The sequence below is a fragment of the Acinetobacter sp. AHP123 genome, assembly GCF_023757925.1.
Classification (GTDB): domain Bacteria; phylum Pseudomonadota; class Gammaproteobacteria; order Pseudomonadales; family Moraxellaceae; genus Acinetobacter; species Acinetobacter oleivorans.
This window is the reverse complement of sequence record NZ_CP092454.1, coordinates 945720-969398: the sequence shown is the minus strand read 5'-3', so window position 1 is coordinate 969398 and position 23679 is coordinate 945720. Positions and strand designations below refer to the sequence as shown.

The window sequence follows — 23679 nt, the reverse complement described above, 5'->3', positions numbered from 1 at the left end:
TATAAATCAATACATTTTAAATTTTAAAGCTTAATAAATTCTGTATTTTCTATAATCAAAAGCCCTTACAAACTTGCTATATTTTGCCTATTTCGTTTAAGGTGGCCCCATCTTGGATGTTGTGGAAATTTTATGATTGAGAGTTGGTTTTTTGTATTGGCAATGTTGGCTGTTTTGCTCATTCCGGGGCCGACAAATGCTTTACTTGCAACCGCTGCTCATTCTCAAGGTTTATCTAAAGCATTCTGGCTTATCCCAATGGAATGGTTAGGCTATGCCTACGGTATTAGCTTTTGGGCTGTCTTTATTCATTTAGCTGCTCCAATTTGGCCAGCACTACTACTTATTTTGCATATTACGAGTGTACTTTATGTATTCTGGCTTGCTTTTCACTTATGGAAGAACACCCATTTACAACAGTTCAGTCAAAGTCATCGCAATATTCGACCACGTCAATTATTCTTATCAACCTTAAAGAATCCTAAAGCTTTGTTGTTTGCAGCGGGTATCTTTCCTGCTGAAGCATGGAATTCGCCTGAAAATTTTCTTATCGTATTTGGTGTTTTTACATTAATCCTGATTCCGGCAGCAAGTTTCTGGATGCTTTTTGGACGAGCGTTGTTAGCGGGTCCAATCAAAAAAATAAAAGCCGATCATTTATATAAAGGATCGGCCATGTTGCTCATTTTATGTATGCTTCCGGTGGTATTCCGTTTCTTCTAATTAGTCTTGAACATTGGCTTTTCGGTTTTTGAGTTTTTCACGTATAAATCCGATGATGCCTGGTAAAACACTAATAATAATGATGCCGAAAATAAGATGGGTAAAGTTATCTTTAACGATTGGCATATTTCCAAATAAATAGCCTAAAGTTACAAAAGAAGCGACCCAACACAATGCTCCAATCAGGTTATAAGTTAGGAAAAACTTATAGTTCATGCTACCAGCCCCAGCAACAAAAGGTGCAAAAGTGCGGGCAAATGGAACGAAGCGGGCAAAAATAATCGTCTTGCCGCCATGGCGAGCAAAGAATTCTTGAGTTTTAACTAAGTGCTGTTTATTAATGAATCGGGAATTCATTTCAAACACACGTGGACCGATAAAACGTCCAATATGGTAGTTTACCGTGTCACCTAAAACGGCAGCAATGAAGAGTAGAGTGCCCAGTACCCATGGATCCATCGCACCTGTAGATGCTGCTAAAGCACCAGCTGCAAATAGCAAACTATCTCCCGGCAAGAACGGCATAACCACTAAACCGGTTTCAACAAAAATAATTAAAAATAGAATGCCATAAATCCACGTTCCGTAATTTATAATAAATTCGGCGAGATGTTGATCAACGTGTAGAATAAAATCAATAAGTTCCATGATGAGAGCAAGTGGTAAACCGTGTTCAAATCCTAGCAGTGAGCCTATAGAAAGTCAGTATAAAGCATCAAAAAAATACAAATTGATCATCTCGTTTATGCAACGATATATATGGATTTTGAGTATTTAATTATCAATGTCCCAAACCTAGAATGAGCTCATCAATAAATAAGCATTTAAATAAAGGTGGCAATATGTTTAATCCAAATGTAGTGGTCAAAAATATCGTAACGCAATCAGGCGCAGATAGTTTCATTAGCCTTATTGCGCGTCTTCTTATCGCCTATATCTTCCTTGTTGCAGGTTGGGGGAAAATTACCGGTTATGCAGCAACTGCTGGATATATGGAAGCAATGGGGGTTCCAGCAGGAATTCTTCCTTTAGTGATCTTGGTTGAGTTTGGTGGTGGTTTAGCCTTGTTATTTGGTTTCCAAGCACGCTTTGCGGCTTTTGGACTTGGAATCTTTAGTATTCTTACTGCATTTTTATTCCACCAAGGTGGTGCTGATGCAGCGGCGCAATATAACAATGGCATCCATTTCATGAAAAACCTTGCAATGGCAGGTGGTTTATTCTTCCTGATGCTTCATGGCGCTGGACGTATTAGTTTGGATCATGCAATCGAGAAATAATATTCAAGACAAAAAAAACCGGATGATCAACTCATCCGGTTTTTTTTATTTCTAGGGACGTAAAATTAAAGCATGAACTGGATTTGTAATTCCCCAACAACAAAACCAAGTACTGCACCTACTGCAATGAGTGCCCACTCATCTTCTTTAAACGCAGGGCGCAACATACCTTCAAATTCAGATGGTGTTAATTTTTGCATACGTTCAATTAAAGTACTGCGAATATTCATAGCATCTTCTGCATAAGATTCTACGTATTTCATCGTCTCTGGAAGCCGTTGCATAATACGTTCAGCAACTTGCGATTTCATATCTTGATATTTTTCTCCGCCAATTGCGTAAACAACAAGTGGACGAATTACACCTGCTTGCATATCAATTTCTTGTTTGACATGACGGTTAACCAGATCAATAACACGTGCAGAATGTGTACCAGAAAATAATTCTTCCATCATGTGGCGAGAAGTTAAAAGCTGTTTGGAAATTAACGCTGCGTAGTCGGCGGCAACTTCATTTTGACGTTTAATAAACAAACCTTGCCATGTATAGCCCAATATTTTCTTAGGATAAAGTGGTCTAAACATCATTTGTAATGCAATCCAGTCACTGAAAAAACCCACAAAGCCACCAAACATTGGCAGCATCCAAGGGTATTTTCCTTGAGTGACAATCCAGCACAGCATCTGAATCACACCAATACCGAAGCCAAATACAAATCCGACATTACTAAAAAATTTAAATTCTTGTTTGCCCACTCGTTTAAAAATATTGTTGAGTAGGCGTTTGTCTTTAAGCAAGTTGCTAATAACAAGATGTTTAATATCAAAATATCGGTTCACATCACGTTGTACTTCACTCATGATGTGTTCAACAATCTCAGGTGCTTTTGATTGCACACGACGAATGAGTCTTTGACGCGCAAACTCTGGCATGCCTTCCCATAATCCCGGCTGATATTCTTGCGCAACATCACGGGTAATATCTTCAGCTGCGGCAAGTAGTGGTTTTTCTATTTCTTTGGCAATACGTTTAGGATCTAGGCGTGCAAAAATTTCTTCAGGTTTAATGAGTTTGGCTGTCATGAGCTCAACAGCAATTGTTGCCATTTTCTCGGCTTTGCGTGGCACGATACCTTGCCAACCTAGAAATGGTTTAATGCCTTTAAACTCAAGTGGCGAAAACATCATCTGAATGGCGATTACCTTGGTGATGTAGCCAATTAAACCACTCATAAAAGGAATAGAGATATACAACCAAAAATGTTGCTGGAAATCTGCAATCATAGTTTGAAGCATTGTTGTTCCTTAGATTTCTATTGATTTTGATAGGGGGCAACAAGCCATAAAAATGGATAATTGTTTAAGCACAGACAAATATCGCTTATGGTATTTACCTTTCCATGGTAATGCCTGTTTTATCGGGTCATCTTAACATCAAATTCATGGTGATGTTGCATAGAATGTGATGAATTTATCAATACGTATGAAGTTTTTAAGACTAATCCAGATGTTTGATAAATATAAGTAAATATTAATTTATGTCAAAGAATTCAACGATAGAAATGATTCAGAAATGAAAAAAATAAGATATATGATGATTTGCGGTGCGCCGAAGCGTGAAAAATGTTAAAATGGCGCGCTTAATTCTTTTGCCATTTAGTGGTTTGTCATGACTACCAATACTCAAATTACTGAAGATCGTATCCTGATTCTGGATTTCGGCTCTCAATATAGCCAGCTCATTGCACGTCGTGTACGTGAAGCCGGTGTTTACTCTGAAATGTATGCTTTTGATATGTCTGAAGAAGACGTTCGCGCTTTTAAGCCAAATGGCATTATTTTGTCAGGTGGACCTGAGAGTGTGCATGAAGAAGGCAGCCCACGTGCACCACAAGTAGTGTTTGAGTTGGGTGTTCCAGTATTGGGTATTTGCTATGGCTTGCAAACCATGTCTGAACAGTTAGGCGGTAAAGTTGAGCCGGGTACTGTACATGAGTTTGGTTATGCTGAAGTTGATATCGTTAAACGTGACCAACTGATTGGCAACTTACAAGATCGTGAAGACCAACTTCATGTCTGGATGAGCCATGGCGACAAAGTGAGCCAGATTCCAGAAGGTTTTAGCATTACTGCAAGCACACCAAGTTGTCCTGTTGCTGCTGTAAGTGATGAAACACGCCGTTTCTATGGTGTGCAATTCCACCCAGAAGTAACGCACACGGCAAAAGGTGAAGAATTACTTGCAAATTTTGTTCATAAAATTTGTGGATGTGGTGGCCTTTGGACACCTGAACACATCATCGACTTACGTGTAGAACAACTACGTGAACAGATCGGTGATGAAAAAGTTCTTTTAGGTCTTTCTGGTGGTGTTGACTCATCTGTAGTTGCTGCGCTTTTACACAAAGCAATTGGCGACCAGTTAACATGCGTATTCGTTGATAACGGTTTACTTCGTTTAAACGAAGGTGACCAAGTAATGCAAATGTTTGCTGAAAACATGGGTATCCGTGTTATTCGTGCAGATGCTGAACAACGTTTCTTAACTGCATTGGCTGGTGAAGTTGATCCAGAGAAAAAACGTAAAATTATTGGTCGTGAGTTTATTGAAGTTTTTGCTGAAGAAGCACGTAAACTTGATGGCGTGAAATTCTTAGCACAAGGTACGATTTACCCAGACGTAATCGAATCTGCTGCAAGTAAACAAGGTAAAGCACACGTTATTAAATCTCACCACAACGTGGGTGGCTTACCAGACGATTTGGAGTTTGAGTTAGTTGAACCTTTACGTGACTTGTTTAAAGATGAAGTTCGTAAATTAGGTACGACACTTGGCTTACCACACAGCATGATTTACCGTCATCCATTCCCGGGCCCTGGTTTAGGTGTTCGTATTTTGGGTGAAGTGAAAAAAGAATATGCAGATATTCTTCGTCTTGCTGATGACATCTTTATGCAAGAGCTTCGCGACAGCGGCTGGTATGACAAAACAGCTCAAGCATTTGCCGTATTCCAACCTGTTAAGTCAGTTGGTGTAGTAGGTGATGGTCGTCGTTATGCATGGGTAATCGCACTTCGTGCAGTTGAAACAGTTGACTTTATGACAGCTCGTTTTGCACATTTACCATACGAACTAGTTGATAAAATCTCAACGCGTATTATGAATGAAATTAAAGATGTATCACGTGTTGTATATGACGTGTCATCTAAACCACCAGCAACGATTGAGTGGGAATAATTTTCCTCTGTTTGTTGGTAAGGAAAAGGACGCGTTAGCGTCCTTTTTTATTACTTAATTTTTCGCGCTTAAAATTAATTTTAATAATTATCAAAATGATAAATCTATTCTTATTCCTTATGCTTGATAAAAGATATATTAAGATATATCTTAATAATTATAAATTGATCGTTTTTAGGTTTTAAAAGATGAAACAACAATCAGAACATCATCATGCTGAACACAATGAGCATCACCGTTCGGGGCGCCGTGGAAGACTTTTTGAAGCTGGACGCATGAAACTTTTAGTACTTCACCTCATTCAGCAAAGCCCAAAGCATGGCTATGAAATCATTAAAGAAATAAGTGATTTGGTGGGTGATGGCTATACGCCAAGTGCAGGAACAATTTATCCAACGCTAACCGGTCTTGAAGAAATGAACTTAATTAATTTGTTAGACGTAGAGCGTAAACAATATCGAATCACAGAAGTCGGAGAGGCTTACTTAACTGAACAACAAGATAAGTTGAATGAGCTATTAGAAAAATTACGCCTTAGACGTGAAATTCACAGTAATGATGAATTAATCGAAATTCATCGTGCAATGGAAAACTTAAAGACTGCCTTACGTTTGAAGTTGAACTCAGCAGGTTTACAGCAAGAGCAGATTTATCAAATTGCCGAAAAAATTGATCAAGCTGCGGTTGCAATTGGGCGCCTATAAGTCGACCTTAAACAGGTTGAAATTATTCAAAGTCATTAATTTTAAATAGAGAATTTATATATGAAACAACATCAATATCATGTCACTGTACAACATCTAAAAAATGCGAAAGGAGAAGCCTCGACCTATACTGAACGTCTTGAGTTCTATGCGGGAAATCATGACGATGTCTTTGAAATTGTCGAACGCTTAAAAAAAGCAGATTTTTTTGATGATGAAACTACAAAATCCTTTGGAGTTGGGCTAAAACTTTTTAGCGAAGTCATGTTGGAAAATCGAGACCATCCGCTATTTCAAGAGTTTTTTCCTCAATTTGGGCAATTTATGAAAAACTTAAAACAGCTCGTTAAAACTCAATCATCTTAAGCTGCTCAATGCAGCTTTATTATTTTCTATAATTAAAAAAATTGATTGTCTCATTCATAACACCCTGTGTATTACTAAAAGACTATATTGAATAATGAGTGTATTGTTAAGATCATTAGAACAACTCATTGCAAAAGCATAGGTAAAAGAGAGTAATATCATGAGCAATAATAATGATTACGATATTTCTGATTCAAAGGATTGCGAGAAATTTGCCAATCAGTTTATTCAGGAATTTCCAATTCGCTCTGCTGAAATTGGACAGGGGACAGTCATTAAGCGGGCTTTACCTAGCCGACAAAAACGAATGATTGGAGCATGGTGTTTCTTAGATCATGCAGGCCCAGTCACCTTTCCTGCGGGTGATGGTTTAGATGTTGGTCCTCATCCTCATATTGGTTTGCAAACCTTCACTTGGATGATTGAAGGGACCATGATGCATACCGATAGCTTGGGTTCAAAACAACTTATTCGACCTAAGCAAGTGAACTTAATGACAGCGGGTCATGGCATTTCACATACAGAAGTTGCACCTGATACAGAAACTCAAATGCACGCTGCGCAGCTTTGGATTGCTTTGCCAGATCAAAAGCGCAATATGGATCCGAAATTTGAACATTACCCAGAGCTACCTGTTGTTGAAAAAGACGGTCTAGAATTTACTGTTCTTGTAGGTGAATATTTGGCAACGACTTCTCCAGTAGTGGTTCATACACCGTTAGTGGGTGTCGACTTAATTGCTACCGAAGATACTAAAACCCGTATTCCATTAAATCCTAATTATGAATATGGCTTTATGGCATTAGAAGGTGTTGCCCATGTAAATGGTCATGAGTTAACTGCTGACAACATGGTTGTTTTGGATACTGGACTGAGTGAAATTGAGATTGAAGTAAAAAAAGGCAATCGTATTCTTTTGATTGGTGGTGAACCGTTTGAAACGCCAATTTTACTCTGGTGGAATTTTGTTGCACGTACAATGGATGATTTAAAAGAAGCGCGCGAGCAATGGATTAACCATGATGCACGTTTTGGTGAAATTCCAGATTATGTTGGTGCGCGTTTAGAAGCCCCTGTTCTTCCAGATCAAATGAGAGCATCAAAATGACAGCAGTAATCGCAAGTAGTAAAGCAAAGCCCCTTGCTGAACAATGGAAGGGTGAAATCACCAGTGGACGTCATCAATATTTTTGTGATGAGCCTGAAAAACTTGAAGGGCAGGACCAAGGCCCAGCACCTTATGATTTGCTCACTGGAAGTTTAGCCGCGTGTACGCTCATTACTTTAAGAATGTATGCGAAACATAAGGGGTATGATTTTGGTGAATTCTCGGTTGAAATTGATTTTCATACCAATAGAGAGCATGAAGAACATATTGAACGTCGTATTGTTTTTAAAGACTTACCCGATGAAGAACTTCAGCAAAAAATCTTAACGGTATGTAGTAAAACGCCAGTGACTAAAACTTTGTTACGTAGTTTAGACATTCATACTGTGCTTGTTACAGTTTAAAAATGCTATTTTGTGGAGGTGGATGATTTTATATCCATTCCACAAATGGAATAAAGCAGCATGTTCACATGCTGTTTTTTATGAAAAAAGAAAAATAAAAGCAGGCAATAACATGATTAGTGTACACCACCTGGAATGTTCGCGATCGTTTCGAATTTTATGGGCTTTAGAAGAATTAGGCTTAGATTATGATATTCATTATTATCAACGCTTACCTAACTATTCCGCTCCAGAAACATTGAAATGTATTCATCCTTTAGGTAAAGCTCCGATTTTGACTGATGATGAGCAAGTCATCGCAGAATCTGCTGTGATTTTGGAATATTTACAGCAGCGTTATGATCAGAAGCAGCAATTTAAACCTACACAGCCCCAAGATTTACAGCAGTATATTTATTGGATGCACTATGCTGAAGGTTCACTTATGCCACTATTAGTCATGACTTTAGTCATGAATAGTGTAAACAAGCATGTGCCATGGTTAATTCAACCCGTAGCAAAAAGAATCACGGAAGGCGTGAAGGCAAATTTTGTTCGCCCACGTATGAAAGATCATATTAGTTTTTTAGAAAACTATTTGGCAGAGCATGAATATTTCGCAGGCGATTTTTCATTTGCTGATATTCAAATGAGTTTCCCACTGGAAGCTTTGCAATCACGTTTGCAAGGGAAATACCCTAATATTCAGGCTTTTTTACATCGTATTCAGCAAAGACCTGCATTTCAGAAAGCGAAACAAAAGGGAATGGGTACTAATGAAAGGAATTGTGCTGATATTTAAAAGAAAAGGAACAATTATTTGTTCCTTTTTTATTTGCCGTTTACTTGCGTTTGATCACGATAGAATCAATGCCACTGTGTTGTAAGGTTTGTTGAGCGGCCAATGCAGCATCTTGGGAGTCATAAGGACCTGAAATAACACGGTACCATATTTGCCCATTTTCATTACTTTTGACTACATCTGCAGATAAGCCATTCAAAATGATTTCTGCACGGCGAGCGTCAGCCTGATCGGGATCGTTATAGCTGCGAACCTGTAAAATATAGGTAGGCTGCTGAGGAGCAGTGGCTGATGGATTAGCATCAATTCCTGCACTTTCTGAAGCTGCTGGTTGAGCTGCACTTGGTGCCTCAACAATCATGGCTGTACCTTGATTTTTGCTCTCAGGAATCGCTTGTTCCGGAATAGGTGTTACTTGTTGTTGAGGTAATAGATCGTAGAAACGATAGTCTTTATTGGTATCTTCTTCTTGATAGTGTTCAGAGGTAATCTGATTTTTTGCGGGAACAGGTTGCCAAGGTTTCCAAAGCATAAGCACTACAGCGATACATAAGACCGCCAAAATAGCGACAAGTGTCCCTAACCATTTAGGAATTAGGGGCTTTTTAGGCTTGTTAGGTCTTTCAGATACACCGCGTTGCGTTTTGCCAAACACGTGGATTATTCCTCTGTATTTTGATTGTTTTAATTCGAGTTTGAGTCTCGTATTACGATGCTGAAACAGTGGTTCGTATCAGCTATTTTAACTCTACAAACCACTGCTTACTATATATTGCATGACCTTTATTTACTGTCATGCAATATAATTTTTACATAGATTCTGGTGCAGATACACCAAGCAATTCTAAACCATTGCGCAACACTTGTTGTACATTGATTGAAAGTAATAAACGTGCTTGTGTAAGCTCGGCATCATCGCTTAATACTTTATGTTCATTGTACCAACCGTGGAACAAGGCAGCTAACTCTTTCAAGTAGTTACCAACCTGGTGTGGTTCATAAGCATTTGCAGCTCGCAACACTGCATCTGGGTAAGCTGCCAATTTAGCAAGAATCTCAGTTTCAGCATCAAGAGACAAGCGTGTCGCATGTGGACGAGCAGTGTTTACATCGAATGGTAAGTTTGTGCTTGCTGCTTTTTCTAACATACGGCAAATACGTGCATGTGCATATTGAATATAGTACACAGCATTGTCTTTACTTTGTGAAACAGCAAGGTCAAGGTCGAAATCGATGTGTTGTTCACTCTTACGCATTACGTAGTAGAAACGAGCCGCGTCATTGCCCACTTCTTTACGCAAGTCACGTAAAGTCACGAACTGACCAGAACGAGATGACATTTGAACCATCTCGCCACCACGCCATAGGCTTACGAACTGAACCAAAAGTACAGTTAATTTTTTAGAGTCGTAACCCATCGCATCAATTGCCGCTTTTACACGAGAAATATAACCGTGGTGGTCAGAACCCCAAATGTCGATTAGGTCCGTATAACCGCGTTGTAATTTATTCAAGTGATATGCAATGTCTGATGCAAAGTATGTAGTTTGGCCATTACGACGTTTAACAACACGGTCTTTTTCATCACCAAATTCAGTTGATTTAAACCAGATGTTGCCATCTTTTTCATAAAGGAAGCCACGTTGATCAAGTGTTTCTAACGCTTCATCAATTTTTGCACTAAGAGACGCTTCGCTAAACCATTGATTGAAAGTTACACCGAAGTCAGCAAGGTCATCTTTAATGTCATCTAAAATGGCATGAAGAGCAGCTTGGTGGAATACACGGTAGCCTTCACCTAACAATTGTTGTGAGTTGGCAATAAGGCCATCAATATGTTTTTCTTTGTCGCCAGATAAAACGACTTTATTGCCGTCGCTATCTAATTCTTCTGCATATTGTACGTCTTCTGGCACATCTTTATAGACATCAGCCACTTCACGAAGGTAGGCATCGCCATCTTTATCAATAATAGTCTGTGCGATTTCTTTAACGTAATCGCCTTGATAAGCATTTTTGGGAAATACAAGGTTCTGACCAAGTAATTCTAAATAACGTAAATAAGTAGAAGTCGCCAAAATATCCATTTGACGGCCAGCATCATTAACATAGTATTCACGGTCAACTTTAGCACCTGTTGCTTCAAGTAACGTGGTAACAGTCATACCATATGCAGCACCACGGCCATGTCCTACATGTAGACTAGACGTTGGGTTTGCAGAAACAAATTCAACTTGGATCTTTTTCGCCGCATTCGCTTGGCTGCGACCAAAGATTTCTTTTTGTGCTTGAATCTGATCAAGAATAGCAAAGCGCTGGTCTGCATTTAAAAAGAAGTTAATAAAACCAGGTCCTGCGATTTCAGCTTTGCTGATATCTGCAACTTCTGGTAATGCAGTTAGAACTTTCTCAGCTAAATCGCGTGGTTTCATACCAGCAGCTTTCGAGCCGATCATGGCAATATTAGAAGCAAAGTCGCCATGGCTTCGGTCTTTGGTGCGTGTTAAGTTGCTTGTGTTTTTCCAGTCGGAAGGAAGCACCCCTTCTTGTTGAAGAGTTTGCACTGCATGGTCGAGAGCTGCTTGTATTGCCGTATTCATATCAATCGAAAATAGATGTCGCAGAAAAACGTCAAATATAGCAAATTTCCTATGAGTTAGGGGAGTGGATTTAATATTCGAGTAATTCTTTTTGTGCAACTTACCGAGTATTATTTTTTAAATGAATATTGCAGGGTGGACTGTCTCATTATTCTAAAAACAAATAAATACAAGCTTTCTGTGGTTTTTTAATCAGTAAATAACGCTAAAAAACTACCATTATTTCGTGTGGAAATATATGGTAGTATTAAAATATATGGTTTAGGCCGCTAAAATTAAAATAACAAAAGATTTTTTAAAAACATAAAATTATTAAGATATTGATATTTATTGTTTAATTTTATACATGTTTTAACTAAATAGTCTTCAATTTTACCATCACAGTTTAAAATATCTATTTTGAACGAATTAGGCTTAAGCTTATACGCACAAAGAGTTTTAGAGACCATACAAAAACGTGTTTTTCTCTACTCTAAGCTGGAAAATGAGATAGGCAATGATATCAGGACACCCAAGTAAACATCCCCTTTATATCCCATATGCAGGTTTTACACTTTTAGAGTTACCACTTCTAAACAAAGGTTCTGCTTTCACTGAAGAAGAAAGAAGTAACTTTAACTTACACGGTTTACTCCCCCATATTATTGAAACTATTGAAGAGCAGAGCCAGCGCTCTTATCAACAATATTGCGCTTTTACTGATGATATCAACCGACATATCTATCTGCGTAATATCCAAGATACTAATGAAACCTTGTTCTATCATCTAATCGAAAATCATCTTGAAGAAATGATGCCGATTATTTACACCCCAACAGTAGGTGAGGCATGTCAGCGTTTCTCTGATATCTATCGTCGTCATCGTGGTGTTTTTATTTCATATCCAGATCGTGATGTGATTGATGATATTTTGCAAAACGTAAATAAAAATAATGTAAAAGTCATCGTGATTACTGATGGTGAACGTATCTTAGGTCTTGGTGACCAAGGTATTGGCGGAATGGGGATTCCTATTGGAAAACTTTCGCTTTACACAGCTTGTGGTGGGATTAGTCCAGCTTATACGTTGCCAATCACAATTGATGTAGGGACGAACAATCCACAACTTTTAAATGATCCGATCTATATGGGCTGGCGTCAGCCGCGTATTAGCGGCGATGAATATTACGCATTTGTAGATATGGTGATTGATGCTGTGAAGCGTCGTTGGCCAAAAGCATTAATCCAGTTTGAAGATTTTGCACAAAAAAATGCGATGCCACTTTTAGAAAAATATCGCGATAAAATTTGCTGTTTTAACGATGATATTCAAGGAACAGCAGCAGTATCGGTTGGCAGTTTAATTGCTGCGAGTCATGCAGCGGGTAAGCAATTAAAAGATCAAAAAATTGCTTTCTTAGGTGCAGGTTCGGCGGGTTGTGGTATTGCGGAGCAAATTGTTGCTCAAATGGTTGCTGAAGGTCTAACCGATGCAGAAGCGCGTGCTCGCGTTTATATGGTAGACCGTTTTGGTTTGATCACTGAGAATCAACCAAACTTGCTCGACTTCCAACGTAAGTTAGCACAAAAAGCTGAGGTGGTTGATCAGTGGGGCAATATTGAAGAAGTGATTTCACTACTTGATGTTGTTAAAAATGCTAAGCCTACAGTGTTAATTGGTGTTTCTGGTCAGCCTGGTTTGTTCACCGAAGAAATCATTAAGACCTTAGCGGCAAATTGTGAACGTCCAATTGTCATGCCACTGTCAAACCCAACTTCACGTGTTGAAGCTGTACCTGCTGATATTGTGGAGTGGACTGAAGGAAAAGCATTAATTGCAACAGGTAGTCCTTTTGCTCCTGTGAATCATCATGGCAAACTTTACAATATTTCTCAGTGTAATAACTCATACATTTTTCCAGGTATTGGCTTAGGTGTAGTGGCATCGGGTGCTAAACGCGTTACTGAAAATATGTTAATGGCGTCAAGTAGTGCTTTAGCAAATTGTTCTCCATTGCTTAAAGATCCACAAGCTGATTTGTTGCCACCGTTGGGTGAAATTCAACAAGTGTCTAGAGTTATTGCATTCGAAGTTGCGAAAGCCGCTATGGCTGATGGTGTAGCTGTAACGATTAGTGATGATTTGCTGAAACAGAAAATTGATCAATCATTCTGGAAACCTGAATACCGCAAATATAAGCGTATTCCTTTCTAAAAATGAGAGTGTAAAAAGAGGAGCTTTATACTCCTCTTTTTATTTTTAGTCTTCTAGAATTTCTTCGAGCAACTCTTCACTTGGTGCAAAATAATAAGCGCCATCAAGTGGGGTCACGAAGTGTAATAAACGGTCATGAATACCATCTCCACTTGTGCCGAACATACGCTTTAACATGGCATCAATAATACTCAGGTCTTTAGTATAGGCGATGAAAAATAAGCCCTGATCGCCTCGACCATCGCCATAAGGTAGGCTATGGCGCAAGATTTCCATTTCTTCGCCTTCATCATCCTCAACAACAGTGCGGGCAACATGGGCATTTTCTGGCTTAACATCATCATCTAATTCAATAGATTCAAGTTTGGTGCGACCCATAACATTTTCTTGCGCATCAACTTTCAATTTTTTCCATTTTTCTAAATCATGAGCATAGCGCTGCGCGAAAATGAAACTACCATCGGCAAATACTCCAGCCTCTTCGGGTAGAAGAGCTGTTTCTGCGCGGTCATCTGGGAACTGAGGGTTTTCAGTACCGTCTATAAAACCTGTAATATCTCGACCATCGAAATAACGGAAGCAAACACGCTCATCAAGAACTTCGACTTTATCTTTAATACCTTCAAAAAATGCTTGGCTTAATGCAAAACAAATATCAGAGCGCATGCTGGCAATATGAATGAGTACATCTGCTGGTACAGCTGGCATGTTGAATGCACCTTGTTCTGGCTCAAGCTGTTTAAATCCTACAGGAATTTGCGAATAGAGCTGTTTCCATAGTTCCGGACCAAAAGCGACTGCTGTTTTAATTTGAGCATCAGAATGCTGAGTAATTAGACGGTCTCGTGCTTCAAATAAAGCTCCAATTTGTTTTTTTAATTCATCAATTGATAAGTCTTTTAAACGAAGAACAATGAAGCGAGCATGATCTGATGGCAATGGCAAAATGACAGATTGAGCAGTCATTGGAAGGTATCTCCTCAATTATAATTTAGTATAAGCTTTAATTATTGTGCCTGATGCGAAGAGCCGTTAGTAGTCTATTTCTTGATTTTATTGTTTGAATTCTGACTAAGATAGCTTTATAAAACAGTATAATTCCACTTTTATAGTCTATTTTTGCTATGTCTCTGCAAGTTTGGTTCGCTTATATGTTGGCCTGTTGGGTCATTAGTATCTCACCGGGTGCAGGAGCAATTGCTTCAATGTCGAGTGGTCTAAACTATGGTTTTAGGCATGGTTATTGGAATGCAATAGGTTTGCAAATCGCTTTGCTACTTCAAATTATGGTGGTGGCAGCAGGCGTGGGGGTTTTATTTGCAACGACACCTTTGGCTTTTCAGTTTGTTAAATGGTTTGGTGTGATTTATTTGTTATACCTTGCTTATTTACAGTGGACAGCACCTATAAAAGATATAGAAATCCAACAAGAAAAAAGAGATAAATCTGTATTCGCGCTATTGTTAAATGGCTTTGTGGTCAATATTAGTAATCCCAAAGCGATTGTATTTCTATTAGCTGTTTTACCCCAGTTTCTAGATTTGGGTAAGCCTCAATGGATACAGTACCTGATTATGGCTATAACAATGATTACGATTGATTTAATTGTAATGGCTGGATATACAGGGCTAGCATCAAAGGTTCTAAGATTACTTCGCTCTCCTAAACAGCAAAAATATTTGAATCGGGGTTTTGCTGTGATGTTTAGTTGTGCGGCTTTATTATTAAGTACAGTTCATCAGGCGTCCTAATTTAGGCCGCCTGTGTTTGATTTTTTAGCTTTTGAGTTATAAAAATAACAGCGAAAGTTAAAGCCATGCATAAAACAATACTTAAGCCTGTAGAGATGTTGAGTGCTGCGCTTGACCATAGGCCTACACTCACCCCAAGCTGAGCTAACACAAATGCCCAAACGACCATTTGCTTTGGTGAGTTTGCTAGTAGGCGAGCGCTTAATGCAGGTATTACGAGTAATGCACCCATAAGCAAAGAACCTACCGCACGTAAGGCTAATACAGTAAATAAAGCCAATAACAGCATGAAAATAAGACGTTGCCAGTTCGCATTTACCCCTTCACTAATTGCAATGTCTGGATCAATTGCAAATTGTATTTGTGGCTGCCAAAAGCGATAAAGAATTGCGAGTGATAGCGCAATGATTAAAGTGAAAACAGGCAAATCGGGCCAATCAATGCTGAGCAAGTCACCAAATAAGTAACTTAAAAGCTCAGGTCTTAAACTTGGAACATGTTGAATAAATAATAAACCGCTACAGAGTAAAGTCGCTGAACATAAGGCTAAGAGCGCATCATTGGGTAAGCGATTGTCATGTAGGGCCCATAAAATTGCGACCAGTAAAACCGCAGTGCCTGCAACACCCAGCCAAAGAGGAAGGCTTAAAGCACCTGCGATAGCAACCCCAAGTAGTGTTCCGTGTGCCATAGTGTCAGCAAAAAAAGACATGCGTCTCCAAAGCATTAGACAACCCAGAGGGGCAGTTAAAAACACCAGCAAGGTTCCCATAATCCATGCGGGCAACAATAATTGTAACCATTCCATCATGGCTTAAGCTTCCGGTTCTGGGTGGATGTGAGGACGGTCATTATGAGGGCAGGGGTGTGCTGCATCACCGTGAGCACAATGATCGTGATGATGTTGATAGAAAACCCGTTGAGTTCCAAAGATCGCCTGATATTCAGGATGTTGTTGAATGTTTTCGGGCAACCCACTACAGCAAATATGTTTATTCAAACACACTACGCGGTGTGTTCCTTCCATCACCCATTGTAAGTCATGAGAAACAATTAAGATTGCACAACCATATCGTTCTGGCAGACTACGGACATATTCATAAAGTTCAGCTTCTGACTGAATGTCTAAACCTTGCATCGGTTCGTCAAGAACTAAAATATCTGGCTGACGCAGTAGGGCACGCGCTAGTAATACGCGTTGGCGCTCCCCCCCGGAAAGTTGTTGTACTTTTGATTGTTGTAACTTGGAGATGCCTGTGTCTTGAATAATTTCCTGACGAAGGGCAGGGCTGCACTTTTCTAAATCAAGTAAATCTTGCACACGCAAAGGTAGACTGTGTGAAGGATTAAATTTTTGTGGCACATACGCCATTTTCAGTTTTTTATAATTAACAATACGTCCACTACTCGGTTGGAGAATACCAAGTAGAACTTTAATCAGTGTTGATTTACCAGCACCATTTGGTCCAATTAAAGACACAATTTCATTTTGATGTAGAGCAAAATCAACTTTTTTTAAAATTTCCCGATCATCACGATGAACAGAAACCTGCTCAAGCTGAATTAATACAGGATTTAACGAGTTGTGCGGCACTGTTGGCATTTCCCCGAAATTTCAATAATGCTGTGTTGAGCCACGAACTCATCTGACGCTGCAAGTTGGTCAAGCTGGTGAGTTAAACCTTGAGAAGATGCTTCTTTAACCATGTGACATTCGGTACAGATTAGGAATGCTGCTTGATGGCCTTCGCGAGGGTGACAACAGGGAATATAGGCATTAATAGAAGTTAGGCGATGGATCAAACCTTTTTCTAATAAAAAATCTAAAGTTCTATATACAGTTGGAGGAGCAGCAGGACGATCAGTTTGGCTTTTTATACGTGCGAGTAAGTCATAGGCGCCCATTGGACCTGAAGCATTTAAAATGAGTTCCAAAACTTCTTTGCGCAAAGGCGTAAGTCGTGCGCCAGTCGCAGAACATAAATTTTCTGCTTCAGCTAAACGGTTTGCGACATTATGGTGATCATGTACACCATGCAAAGAATCATGATGTTCATGCGAGCAGGAACTCATAGAAATAACCTCGAATTTTTAACGGAATATTAGCATGAAGCGATGCTTCATTCGATTAATCTTAGGTATTTTTGTAACTTTGTTATATTATAACATGCTTCGAGCTAATTTAAATTGATGGTCTGTCATGTTCCGTTTTTTTGTTTTCAGTATGTTCTCTCTTTTGAGTACGTTAGGGTGGAGTCAGGGTTTGGTGGTTTCTACACACCCGATCTATCTGATTGCAAAAGAAGTCACTCAAGGTATTGAGGAACCACAACTCTTATTAAAGGGACAAACTGGGCATGACGTACAATTAACCCCAGCGCACCGTAAAGCAATTAATGATGCATCATTGGTCATTTGGTTGGGTAAGGCTCATGAAGCACCTCTAAATAAATTGTTAGGTAATAATAAGAAAGCAATTGCCTTATTAGATAGTGGCATAGTTTCTGTTTTACCCCTGCGTAGTACACGCGGTGTAGCGTTACCTAATACAGTAGATACCCATGTGTGGCTAGAACCAAACAATGCAGTTCGAATCGGTTTCTTTATTGCAGCTTTACGTTCTCAGCAGCATCCTGAAAATAAGGCTAAATATTGGAATAATGCTAATATCTTTGCTCGCAAAATGTTTCAGGCAGCACAAGCTTATGACAGCACAAGTAATGGTAAGCCATATTGGTCATATCATGATGCCTATCAATATTTAGAACGCTCTTTAAATTTAAAGTTCGCAGGCGCTTTGACAGATGATCCTCATGTTGCACCAACAGCAGCTCAAATTAAGTATCTTAATGATAATCGACCAAAAGATCAGATGTGTTTGTTAGCGGAAAGTTTTACCACTAAAAGTCAGTATCAAAAATTAGGTAACATTACTTTTCAACCCGTAGACGAGAGCATGAATAACGAGGATGATTTCGTCACTGCATGGAAGAAACTGGCTATAAAAACAGATAAATGTGTATTAAGTACGCAAAAGTAAGATAAAAAATAAACAAAGGCTGACTGTAGCGTCAGCACCACCTGTCATGAAAAACCCCGACTAAAGTCGGGAAAAGATTGCATGTTCAGGGGTGTAACTCTATAATGCCTGCGATTAAAAGCGATCATCAGCTAAACTTGTCAAGCATTTATGCTGTGAGTGGATAAATAATGAGCCAAACTAGTCGCTTGATTGACCGACGATTAGCAAAAGCTTTGGTCTTCTTACAAGCATGTATGATCCCTGTTTCCGCCCTAGTGGCGTGGAGCATAAAAGACATGACAGCAGCATTAAGTGCGGCACTTGGTGCACTGGTTTGCTGGCTTGCTATGAGTTATTTCTCGTGGCAATCCTTCAGAACAGCAGGTGCGAGAGCATCAAAACAAGTGCTGTCTAACATGTATAGGGGCATGTTAGGCAAATTTGCAATCATGATCGTTGGATTTATTTTGATTTTGAGCAATGTTAAACCTTTATCACCGTTAGCATTGCTGTTTGGTTTTATTCTCGTTCAGACAATGTCGTGGGTCGCTCCGTTTTGGGTGTCACGTCTACAAAAACGGGTGTAGAAACAAGAAGAATTGAAGATTTTTTGGAGGGTAGCGAGATATCGACAGTGCGCCGATGTTCGTTTCCCTTCTTTTTAGTAATTGACATTGACCAGGTGTGATTTATGGCTGCTGAAGAACATGCCCTCACTTCGACAGAGTATATCAAGCATCACTTGACCAATATGACCTATGGCAAAATGCCAGACGGTACATGGAAATTGGCTGAGACTGCTGAAGAAGCTCATTCGATGGGGTTCACTGCAATTCACTTGGATTCAATGGGTTGGTCAATTGGCCTTGGTGTTATTTTCTGTTTGATGTTCTGGATCGTTGCGAAAGCTGCTAATGCAGGTGTTCCAACTAAATTCCAGTCTGCAATTGAAATGATCATCGAGTTTGTTGACTCAAGTGTCCGTGATACTTTTCATGGCAAATCACGTTTAATCGCTCCGCTTGCACTCACTATTTTCGTGTGGATTTTCCTCATGAACTTAATGGACTTGATCCCAGTTGACTGGATTCCTCAAGTTGCAGCGTTTGTAGGTGCAAACGTATTTGGTATGGACCCTCACCACGTTTACTTCAAGATCGTTCCATCTACAGATCCAAACATTACTTTAGGTATGTCTTTATCTGTATTTGTACTTATCTTGTTCTACAGCATCCGCGAAAAGGGTGTTAGTGGTTTCGTTGGTGAATTGGCACTTAACCCATTTAACCCAAGTAATCCAGTTGCAAAAGCGTTGCTTATTCCAGTGAACTTGATTTTGGAATTGGTAACATTCCTTGCTCGTCCGATTTCATTAGCTCTCCGACTATTCGGTAACATGTATGCCGGTGAGTTGATCTTTATCCTAATTGCTTTATTGCCGTTCTGGATTCAATGGGCGTTGTCTGTGCCTTGGGCGATCTTCCACATTCTTGTAATCACGTTGCAGGCATTCATCTTTATGATGCTTACCATCGTTTACTTGAGCATGGCAAGCGAAAAACATTAATGGTATTGCCTAACTATCAAACGATGGTTGGGCTGAATTTTTTTAATTTAATTTGGTAATAACCTAACCTCTGAGGAATTTTTCATGGAACTCACTTTAGGTCTAGTTGCAATTGCATCTGCTATCTTGATCGCTTTCGGTGCTTTAGGTACTGCGATTGGTTTTGGTCTTTTGGGTGGTCGCTTTTTAGAAGCTGTTGCTCGTCAACCAGAATTGGCTCCACAACTTCAAACTCGTATGTTCTTAATCGCGGGTCTTCTTGATGCTGTGCCTATGATCGGTGTTGGTATTGGCTTGTTCTTCATCTTCGCTAATCCATTTGTAGGTTAATCATCTTAATTCCTAAATCCACTATTTGAGGAATTGCAATGAATATCAACCTCACATTGATTGGTCAAGCGATTGCGTTTGCATTCTTTGTTGCATTCTGCATGAAGTTTGTTTGGCCACCACTAATCAATGCGATTAGTGAGCGTCAGCGTAAAATTGCTGATGGCTTAAATGCAGCAGAAAAAGCGAAAGCTGATCTTGCCGATGCACAATCGCAAGTAAAGCAAGAGCTTGATGCGGCTAAAGCACAAGCGGCTCAATTGATCGAACAAGCAAACCGTCGTGCAGCACAATTGATCGAAGAAGCTCGTACTCAAGCTGCGGCTGAAGGTGAGCGTATTCGTCAACAGGCTAAAGAAGCTGTTGATCAAGATATCAATTCTGCTCGCGAAGAATTACGTCAACAAGTAGCTGCCTTGGCAGTAACTGGCGCAGAAAAAATCCTGAACCAGCAAGTTGACGCAGAAGCTCATAATGCCATGCTGTCTCAGCTGGCTGCTAAACTTTAAGAGAGGCGAATCATGGCTGAACTCTTGACGTTGGCACGTCCGTATGCCAAAGCAGCATTTGCTTATGCTTCTGAGCAGGGTGCAACAGACAATTGGTCGAATGCGTTACAAGTGCTCAGTGCTGCGGTGCAAGACGAAGCATTTTCCGCTTATTTAAATCGCCCTGAACTTACTCCTGTGGAGCAAGTGAAGCTTTTTGCTAAAGTTTTAGGTGAAGGTCAATCTCAAGCAGTGTCTAACTTTTTGACACTTCTTGCAGATAACGATCGTTTAATGTTGTTACCTGAAATTGAAGCAGAATATGAACAGCTTAAATCACAGAATAACAACAATGTGGATGTCGTGATTGAATCGGCTTTCCCATTAACTGCTGAACAAGAGCAATTGTTGAAATCTGCTTTAGAAAAGCGTTTCAACAGTACTGTAACTGTTTCAGTTGAAGTTAAACCTGAGCTTATTGCAGGTGTTGTAATTCGTGCAGGCGATCAAGTGATAGATGATTCTGCGCTTAACAAGCTTGAAAAAATGCGTACTCGTCTTCTTGCATAATGCAAATGATGAAGACTGAACTAATAAAAGATTGAGGAATAGCGCAATGCAACAACTGAATCCATCCGAGATCAGTGCGCTCATTAAACAGCGTATCAGCGATCTGGACACCAGCGCGACCGCTAAAAACGAAGGTACCATTGTTATGGTATCCGACGGTATCGTGCGCATTCACGGTCTTGCTGATGCAATGTACGGTGAAATGATCGAATTTGACGGCGGCTTATTTGGTATGGCACTGAACCTAGAACAGGATTCAGTGGGTGCCGTTGTCTTAGGTAACTACTTAAGCCTTCAAGAAGGTCAAAAAGCTCGTTGTACAGGTCGTGTACTTGAAGTTCCAGTTGGTCCGGAACTTCTTGGCCGTGTTGTCGATGCTTTGGGTAACCCAATTGATGGTAAAGGCCCAATTGATGCAAAATTAACTGATGCTGTTGAAAAAGTAGCACCAGGCGTAATTTGGCGTCAATCTGTAGACGAACCTGTTCAAACTGGTTACAAATCAGTTGATACCATGATTCCTGTGGGTCGTGGTCAGCGTGAGTTGATTATTGGTGACCGTCAAACTGGTAAAACAGCGATGGCGATCGATGCGATTATCGCTCAGAAAAACTCTGGCATTAAATGCGTATACGTTGCGATTGGTCAAAAACAATCAACAATTGCAAACGTTGTACGTAAGCTAGAAGAAACTGGCGCTATGGCGTATACAACTGTTGTCGCTGCTGCGGCTGCTGATCCTGCTGCAATGCAGTACTTAGCTCCGTACTCTGGCTGTACAATGGGTGAATACTTCCGTGACCGCGGTGAAGACGCTCTTATTATTTATGATGATTTGTCTAAGCAAGCAGTTGCTTACCGTCAAATTTCATTACTTTTACGTCGTCCACCAGGTCGTGAAGCGTATCCGGGTGACGTATTCTATCTTCACTCACGTCTTCTTGAACGTGCTTCTCGTGTATCTGCTGACTACGTTGAGAAATTCACTAATGGCGCAGTAACTGGTAAAACTGGTTCTTTAACTGCATTGCCAATTATTGAAACTCAAGCAGGTGACGTATCTGCATTCGTACCAACGAACGTAATTTCGATTACTGACGGTCAGATCTTCTTAGAAACATCATTATTCAACGCAGGTATTCGTCCTGCTGTGAACGCGGGTATCTCTGTATCTCGTGTTGGTGGTTCTGCTCAAACTAAGATCATCAAAAAATTGTCTGGTGGTATCCGTACTGCTTTAGCACAATACCGTGAATTGGCTGCGTTTGCTCAGTTCGCTTCTGACCTTGATGAAGCAACTCGTAAGCAACTTGAACATGGTCAACGTGTAACTGAGTTAATGAAGCAAAAGCAATATGCTCCTTACTCAATTGCTGACCAAGCTGTTTCTGTTTATGCATCTAACGAAGGCTATATGGCTGACGTAGAAGTTAAGAAAATCGTAGACTTTGATGCTGCGTTAATTTCTTACTTCCGCGCTGAATATGCTCCGTTGATGAAACAAATCGATGAAACTGGTGATTACAACAAAGACATCGAAGCAGCAATCAAAGCAGGTATTGAAAGCTTTAAAGCGACTCAAACTTACTAAGTTCAGTTTTAGTTAAGTTTGGTTCACGGATCAACCTTCGGAAGCTCGAAAGAGCTTTCGAATACTAGGTTAAGCGTATGGCAAATTTAAAAGAAATTCGCGCCAAAGTAGCTAGTATCAAGAGCACGCAAAAGATTACTCGCGCGATGCAAATGGTAGCTGCTTCTAAAATGCGTCGTGCGCAAGAGCGCATGGCTCAGGGCCGTCCGTATGCCGATAATATGCGCCGTGTAATTGCTCACTTGGTCCAAGCAAACCCTGAATACAAACACCGTTATATGGTTGATCGCCCAGTTAAGCGCGTTGGCTATATCGTAGTGTCTTCAGATCGTGGTTTGGCAGGTGGCTTGAACATTAACTTGTTCAAGAAAGTTGTGCAGCATGTCAAAGCACAACAGCAGCAGTCAATTGAAGTTGAATTTGCTTTAATTGGTCAAAAAGCGGTTTCGTTTTTTAAGAATTACGGCGGTAAAGTGCTTGGTGCAACTACCCAACTTGGCGATGCGCCGAGTTTGGAACAGTTAACTGGCTCAGTACAAGTTATGCTTGATGCATTTGATAAGGGCGAATTAGATCGTATCTACCTCGTATCAAATGGCTTCGTTAATGCAATGACTCAGCAGCCTAAAGTAGAACAACTTGTTCCTTTAGCACCAGCAGAAGAAGGCGATGATCTCAACCGTACTTATGGTTGGGACTATATCTACGAACCAGAAGCAGAAGAATTGTTAAATGGTTTGTTGGTTCGCTATATCGAGTCTATGGTTTATCAAGGTGTGATTGAAAACGTTGCATGTGAGCAGTCAGCTCGTATGGTCGCGATGAAAGCAGCGACAGACAACGCAGGACAACTGATTAAAGACCTACAACTCATTTACAACAAGCTGCGTCAAGCCGCGATTACTCAGGAAATTTCCGAGATCGTTGGCGGTGCCGCTGCCGTTTAACATTATTAAGTTTGAA

26 protein-coding genes are annotated in these 23679 nt (G+C 40.0%); 18 read left to right on the top strand and 8 right to left on the bottom strand.

From position 1 onward, the window contains the following. The first annotated feature begins 132 nt into the window (after positions 1-132). The gene (locus tag MJX77_RS04645) at positions 133-723 is read left to right on the top strand and encodes a LysE family translocator (RefSeq protein ID WP_004795327.1); all 591 of its coding nucleotides are present in this window, start codon (positions 133-135) and stop codon (positions 721-723) included. Here MJX77_RS04645 and MJX77_RS04640 read toward each other — a convergent pair whose 3' ends face one another. Next, positions 724-1371: a DedA family protein gene (locus MJX77_RS04640; RefSeq protein ID WP_151828150.1), complete on the bottom strand. Its 648-nt coding sequence runs from the start codon at positions 1369-1371 to the stop codon at positions 724-726. 194 nt (positions 1372-1565) lie between these two features. Here MJX77_RS04640 and MJX77_RS04635 point away from each other — a divergent pair, with 194 nt between their 5' ends. Beyond that, positions 1566-2003, top strand: coding sequence for a DoxX family protein (locus MJX77_RS04635; RefSeq protein ID WP_004795325.1), 438 nt, complete (start codon positions 1566-1568; stop codon positions 2001-2003). A 65-nt stretch (positions 2004-2068) separates the two neighbouring features. Here MJX77_RS04635 and MJX77_RS04630 read toward each other — a convergent pair whose 3' ends face one another. Next, positions 2069-3286, bottom strand: a complete 1218-nt coding sequence (locus tag MJX77_RS04630; RefSeq protein WP_252061309.1) for a DUF445 domain-containing protein — start codon at positions 3284-3286, stop codon at positions 2069-2071. Between the two features lie 385 nt (positions 3287-3671). Here MJX77_RS04630 and guaA point away from each other — a divergent pair, with 385 nt between their 5' ends. The 6 genes from guaA (at position 3672) to MJX77_RS04600 (ending at position 8603) form a co-directional block, all read left to right on the top strand. Next, entirely contained in the window at positions 3672-5240 is a 1569-nt protein-coding gene (gene guaA / locus MJX77_RS04625) for a glutamine-hydrolyzing GMP synthase (protein ID WP_004795322.1), read from the top strand. 188 nt (positions 5241-5428) lie between these two features. Next, the gene (locus tag MJX77_RS04620) at positions 5429-5944 is read left to right on the top strand and encodes a PadR family transcriptional regulator (protein WP_252060642.1); all 516 of its coding nucleotides are present in this window, start codon (positions 5429-5431) and stop codon (positions 5942-5944) included. 60 nt (positions 5945-6004) lie between these two features. Beyond that, a complete protein-coding gene (locus MJX77_RS04615; RefSeq protein ID WP_252060641.1) occupies positions 6005-6310 on the top strand; it encodes a DUF3861 domain-containing protein in 306 nt (101 codons plus the stop codon). Between the two features lie 160 nt (positions 6311-6470). Next, positions 6471-7418, top strand: coding sequence for a pirin family protein (locus MJX77_RS04610; RefSeq protein ID WP_049838240.1), 948 nt, complete (start codon positions 6471-6473; stop codon positions 7416-7418). Beyond that, complete coding sequence (locus tag MJX77_RS04605) at positions 7415-7822, top strand: OsmC family protein (RefSeq protein WP_005309135.1); 408 nt, start codon at positions 7415-7417, stop codon at positions 7820-7822. Before MJX77_RS04610 ends, MJX77_RS04605 begins: the two co-directional genes overlap by 4 nt. A 112-nt stretch (positions 7823-7934) precedes the next feature. Beyond that, the gene (locus tag MJX77_RS04600; protein WP_151767502.1) at positions 7935-8603 is read left to right on the top strand and encodes a glutathione S-transferase family protein; all 669 of its coding nucleotides are present in this window, start codon (positions 7935-7937) and stop codon (positions 8601-8603) included. Positions 8604-8643: 40 nt separating this feature from the next. On the opposite strand, the gene MJX77_RS04595 is transcribed toward MJX77_RS04600, so the two are convergent. Next, positions 8644-9258: an SPOR domain-containing protein gene (locus MJX77_RS04595; RefSeq protein WP_004795310.1), complete on the bottom strand. Its 615-nt coding sequence runs from the start codon at positions 9256-9258 to the stop codon at positions 8644-8646. 154 nt (positions 9259-9412) lie between these two features. Beyond that, positions 9413-11203: an arginine--tRNA ligase gene (gene argS / locus MJX77_RS04590; protein ID WP_252060640.1), complete on the bottom strand. Its 1791-nt coding sequence runs from the start codon at positions 11201-11203 to the stop codon at positions 9413-9415. 496 nt (positions 11204-11699) lie between these two features. On the opposite strand from argS, the gene MJX77_RS04585 reads away from it, so the two are divergent. Continuing rightward, a complete protein-coding gene (locus MJX77_RS04585; protein ID WP_252060639.1) occupies positions 11700-13397 on the top strand; it encodes an NAD-dependent malic enzyme in 1698 nt (565 codons plus the stop codon). A 45-nt stretch (positions 13398-13442) separates the two neighbouring features. On the opposite strand, the gene MJX77_RS04580 is transcribed toward MJX77_RS04585, so the two are convergent. Further along, the gene (locus tag MJX77_RS04580) at positions 13443-14363 is read right to left on the bottom strand and encodes a Dyp-type peroxidase (protein WP_199988158.1); all 921 of its coding nucleotides are present in this window, start codon (positions 14361-14363) and stop codon (positions 13443-13445) included. 158 nt (positions 14364-14521) lie between these two features. Here MJX77_RS04580 and MJX77_RS04575 point away from each other — a divergent pair, with 158 nt between their 5' ends. Continuing rightward, positions 14522-15148 (top strand): LysE family transporter, encoded by a 627-nt coding sequence (locus MJX77_RS04575; protein ID WP_049838245.1) that lies wholly within the window; start codon positions 14522-14524, stop codon positions 15146-15148. A 1-nt stretch (position 15149) separates the two neighbouring features. Here MJX77_RS04575 and znuB read toward each other — a convergent pair whose 3' ends face one another. From znuB to MJX77_RS04560, 3 genes are read right to left on the bottom strand one after another with little or no spacing between them, the layout of a single operon-like run. Then, entirely contained in the window at positions 15150-15959 is an 810-nt protein-coding gene (gene znuB / locus MJX77_RS04570; protein ID WP_004795302.1) for a zinc ABC transporter permease subunit ZnuB, read from the bottom strand. 3 nt (positions 15960-15962) lie between these two features. Further along, entirely contained in the window at positions 15963-16751 is a 789-nt protein-coding gene (znuC, locus tag MJX77_RS04565) for a zinc ABC transporter ATP-binding protein ZnuC (RefSeq protein WP_151826752.1), read from the bottom strand. Next, entirely contained in the window at positions 16724-17221 is a 498-nt protein-coding gene (locus MJX77_RS04560) for a transcriptional repressor (RefSeq protein ID WP_005309148.1), read from the bottom strand. The genes znuC and MJX77_RS04560 overlap by 28 nt, the downstream gene beginning before the upstream one ends. Positions 17222-17348: 127 nt before the next feature. Here MJX77_RS04560 and MJX77_RS04555 point away from each other — a divergent pair, with 127 nt between their 5' ends. The 8 genes from MJX77_RS04555 to atpG all read left to right on the top strand — a co-directional run bounded on the left by MJX77_RS04555 (position 17349) and on the right by atpG (position 23663). Continuing rightward, positions 17349-18188, top strand: a complete 840-nt coding sequence (locus MJX77_RS04555; protein WP_198308391.1) for a metal ABC transporter solute-binding protein, Zn/Mn family — start codon at positions 17349-17351, stop codon at positions 18186-18188. Between the two features lie 170 nt (positions 18189-18358). Further along, on the top strand, positions 18359-18757 hold the full coding sequence (locus MJX77_RS04550) for an ATP synthase subunit I (protein ID WP_004795299.1): 399 nt from the start codon (positions 18359-18361) through the stop codon (positions 18755-18757). A 104-nt stretch (positions 18758-18861) separates the two neighbouring features. Continuing rightward, positions 18862-19737 carry a F0F1 ATP synthase subunit A gene (gene atpB / locus MJX77_RS04545; protein WP_004795298.1) on the top strand — a complete coding sequence of 292 codons (876 nt, stop codon included), beginning with the start codon at positions 18862-18864 and terminating at the stop codon, positions 19735-19737. An 84-nt stretch (positions 19738-19821) separates the two neighbouring features. Then, positions 19822-20067, top strand: a complete 246-nt coding sequence (atpE, locus tag MJX77_RS04540) for a F0F1 ATP synthase subunit C (protein WP_000424060.1) — start codon at positions 19822-19824, stop codon at positions 20065-20067. 38 nt (positions 20068-20105) lie between these two features. After that, complete coding sequence (locus tag MJX77_RS04535; RefSeq protein WP_004795296.1) at positions 20106-20576, top strand: F0F1 ATP synthase subunit B; 471 nt, start codon at positions 20106-20108, stop codon at positions 20574-20576. A gap of 12 nt (positions 20577-20588) precedes the next feature. Continuing rightward, positions 20589-21125, top strand: a complete 537-nt coding sequence (locus MJX77_RS04530; protein ID WP_004795294.1) for a F0F1 ATP synthase subunit delta — start codon at positions 20589-20591, stop codon at positions 21123-21125. 46 nt (positions 21126-21171) lie between these two features. Then, entirely contained in the window at positions 21172-22716 is a 1545-nt protein-coding gene (gene atpA, locus MJX77_RS04525; protein ID WP_004795293.1) for a F0F1 ATP synthase subunit alpha, read from the top strand. Between the two features lie 77 nt (positions 22717-22793). Beyond that, complete coding sequence (gene atpG / locus MJX77_RS04520) at positions 22794-23663, top strand: F0F1 ATP synthase subunit gamma (RefSeq protein ID WP_002114131.1); 870 nt, start codon at positions 22794-22796, stop codon at positions 23661-23663. Positions 23664-23679 lie beyond the last annotated feature (16 nt).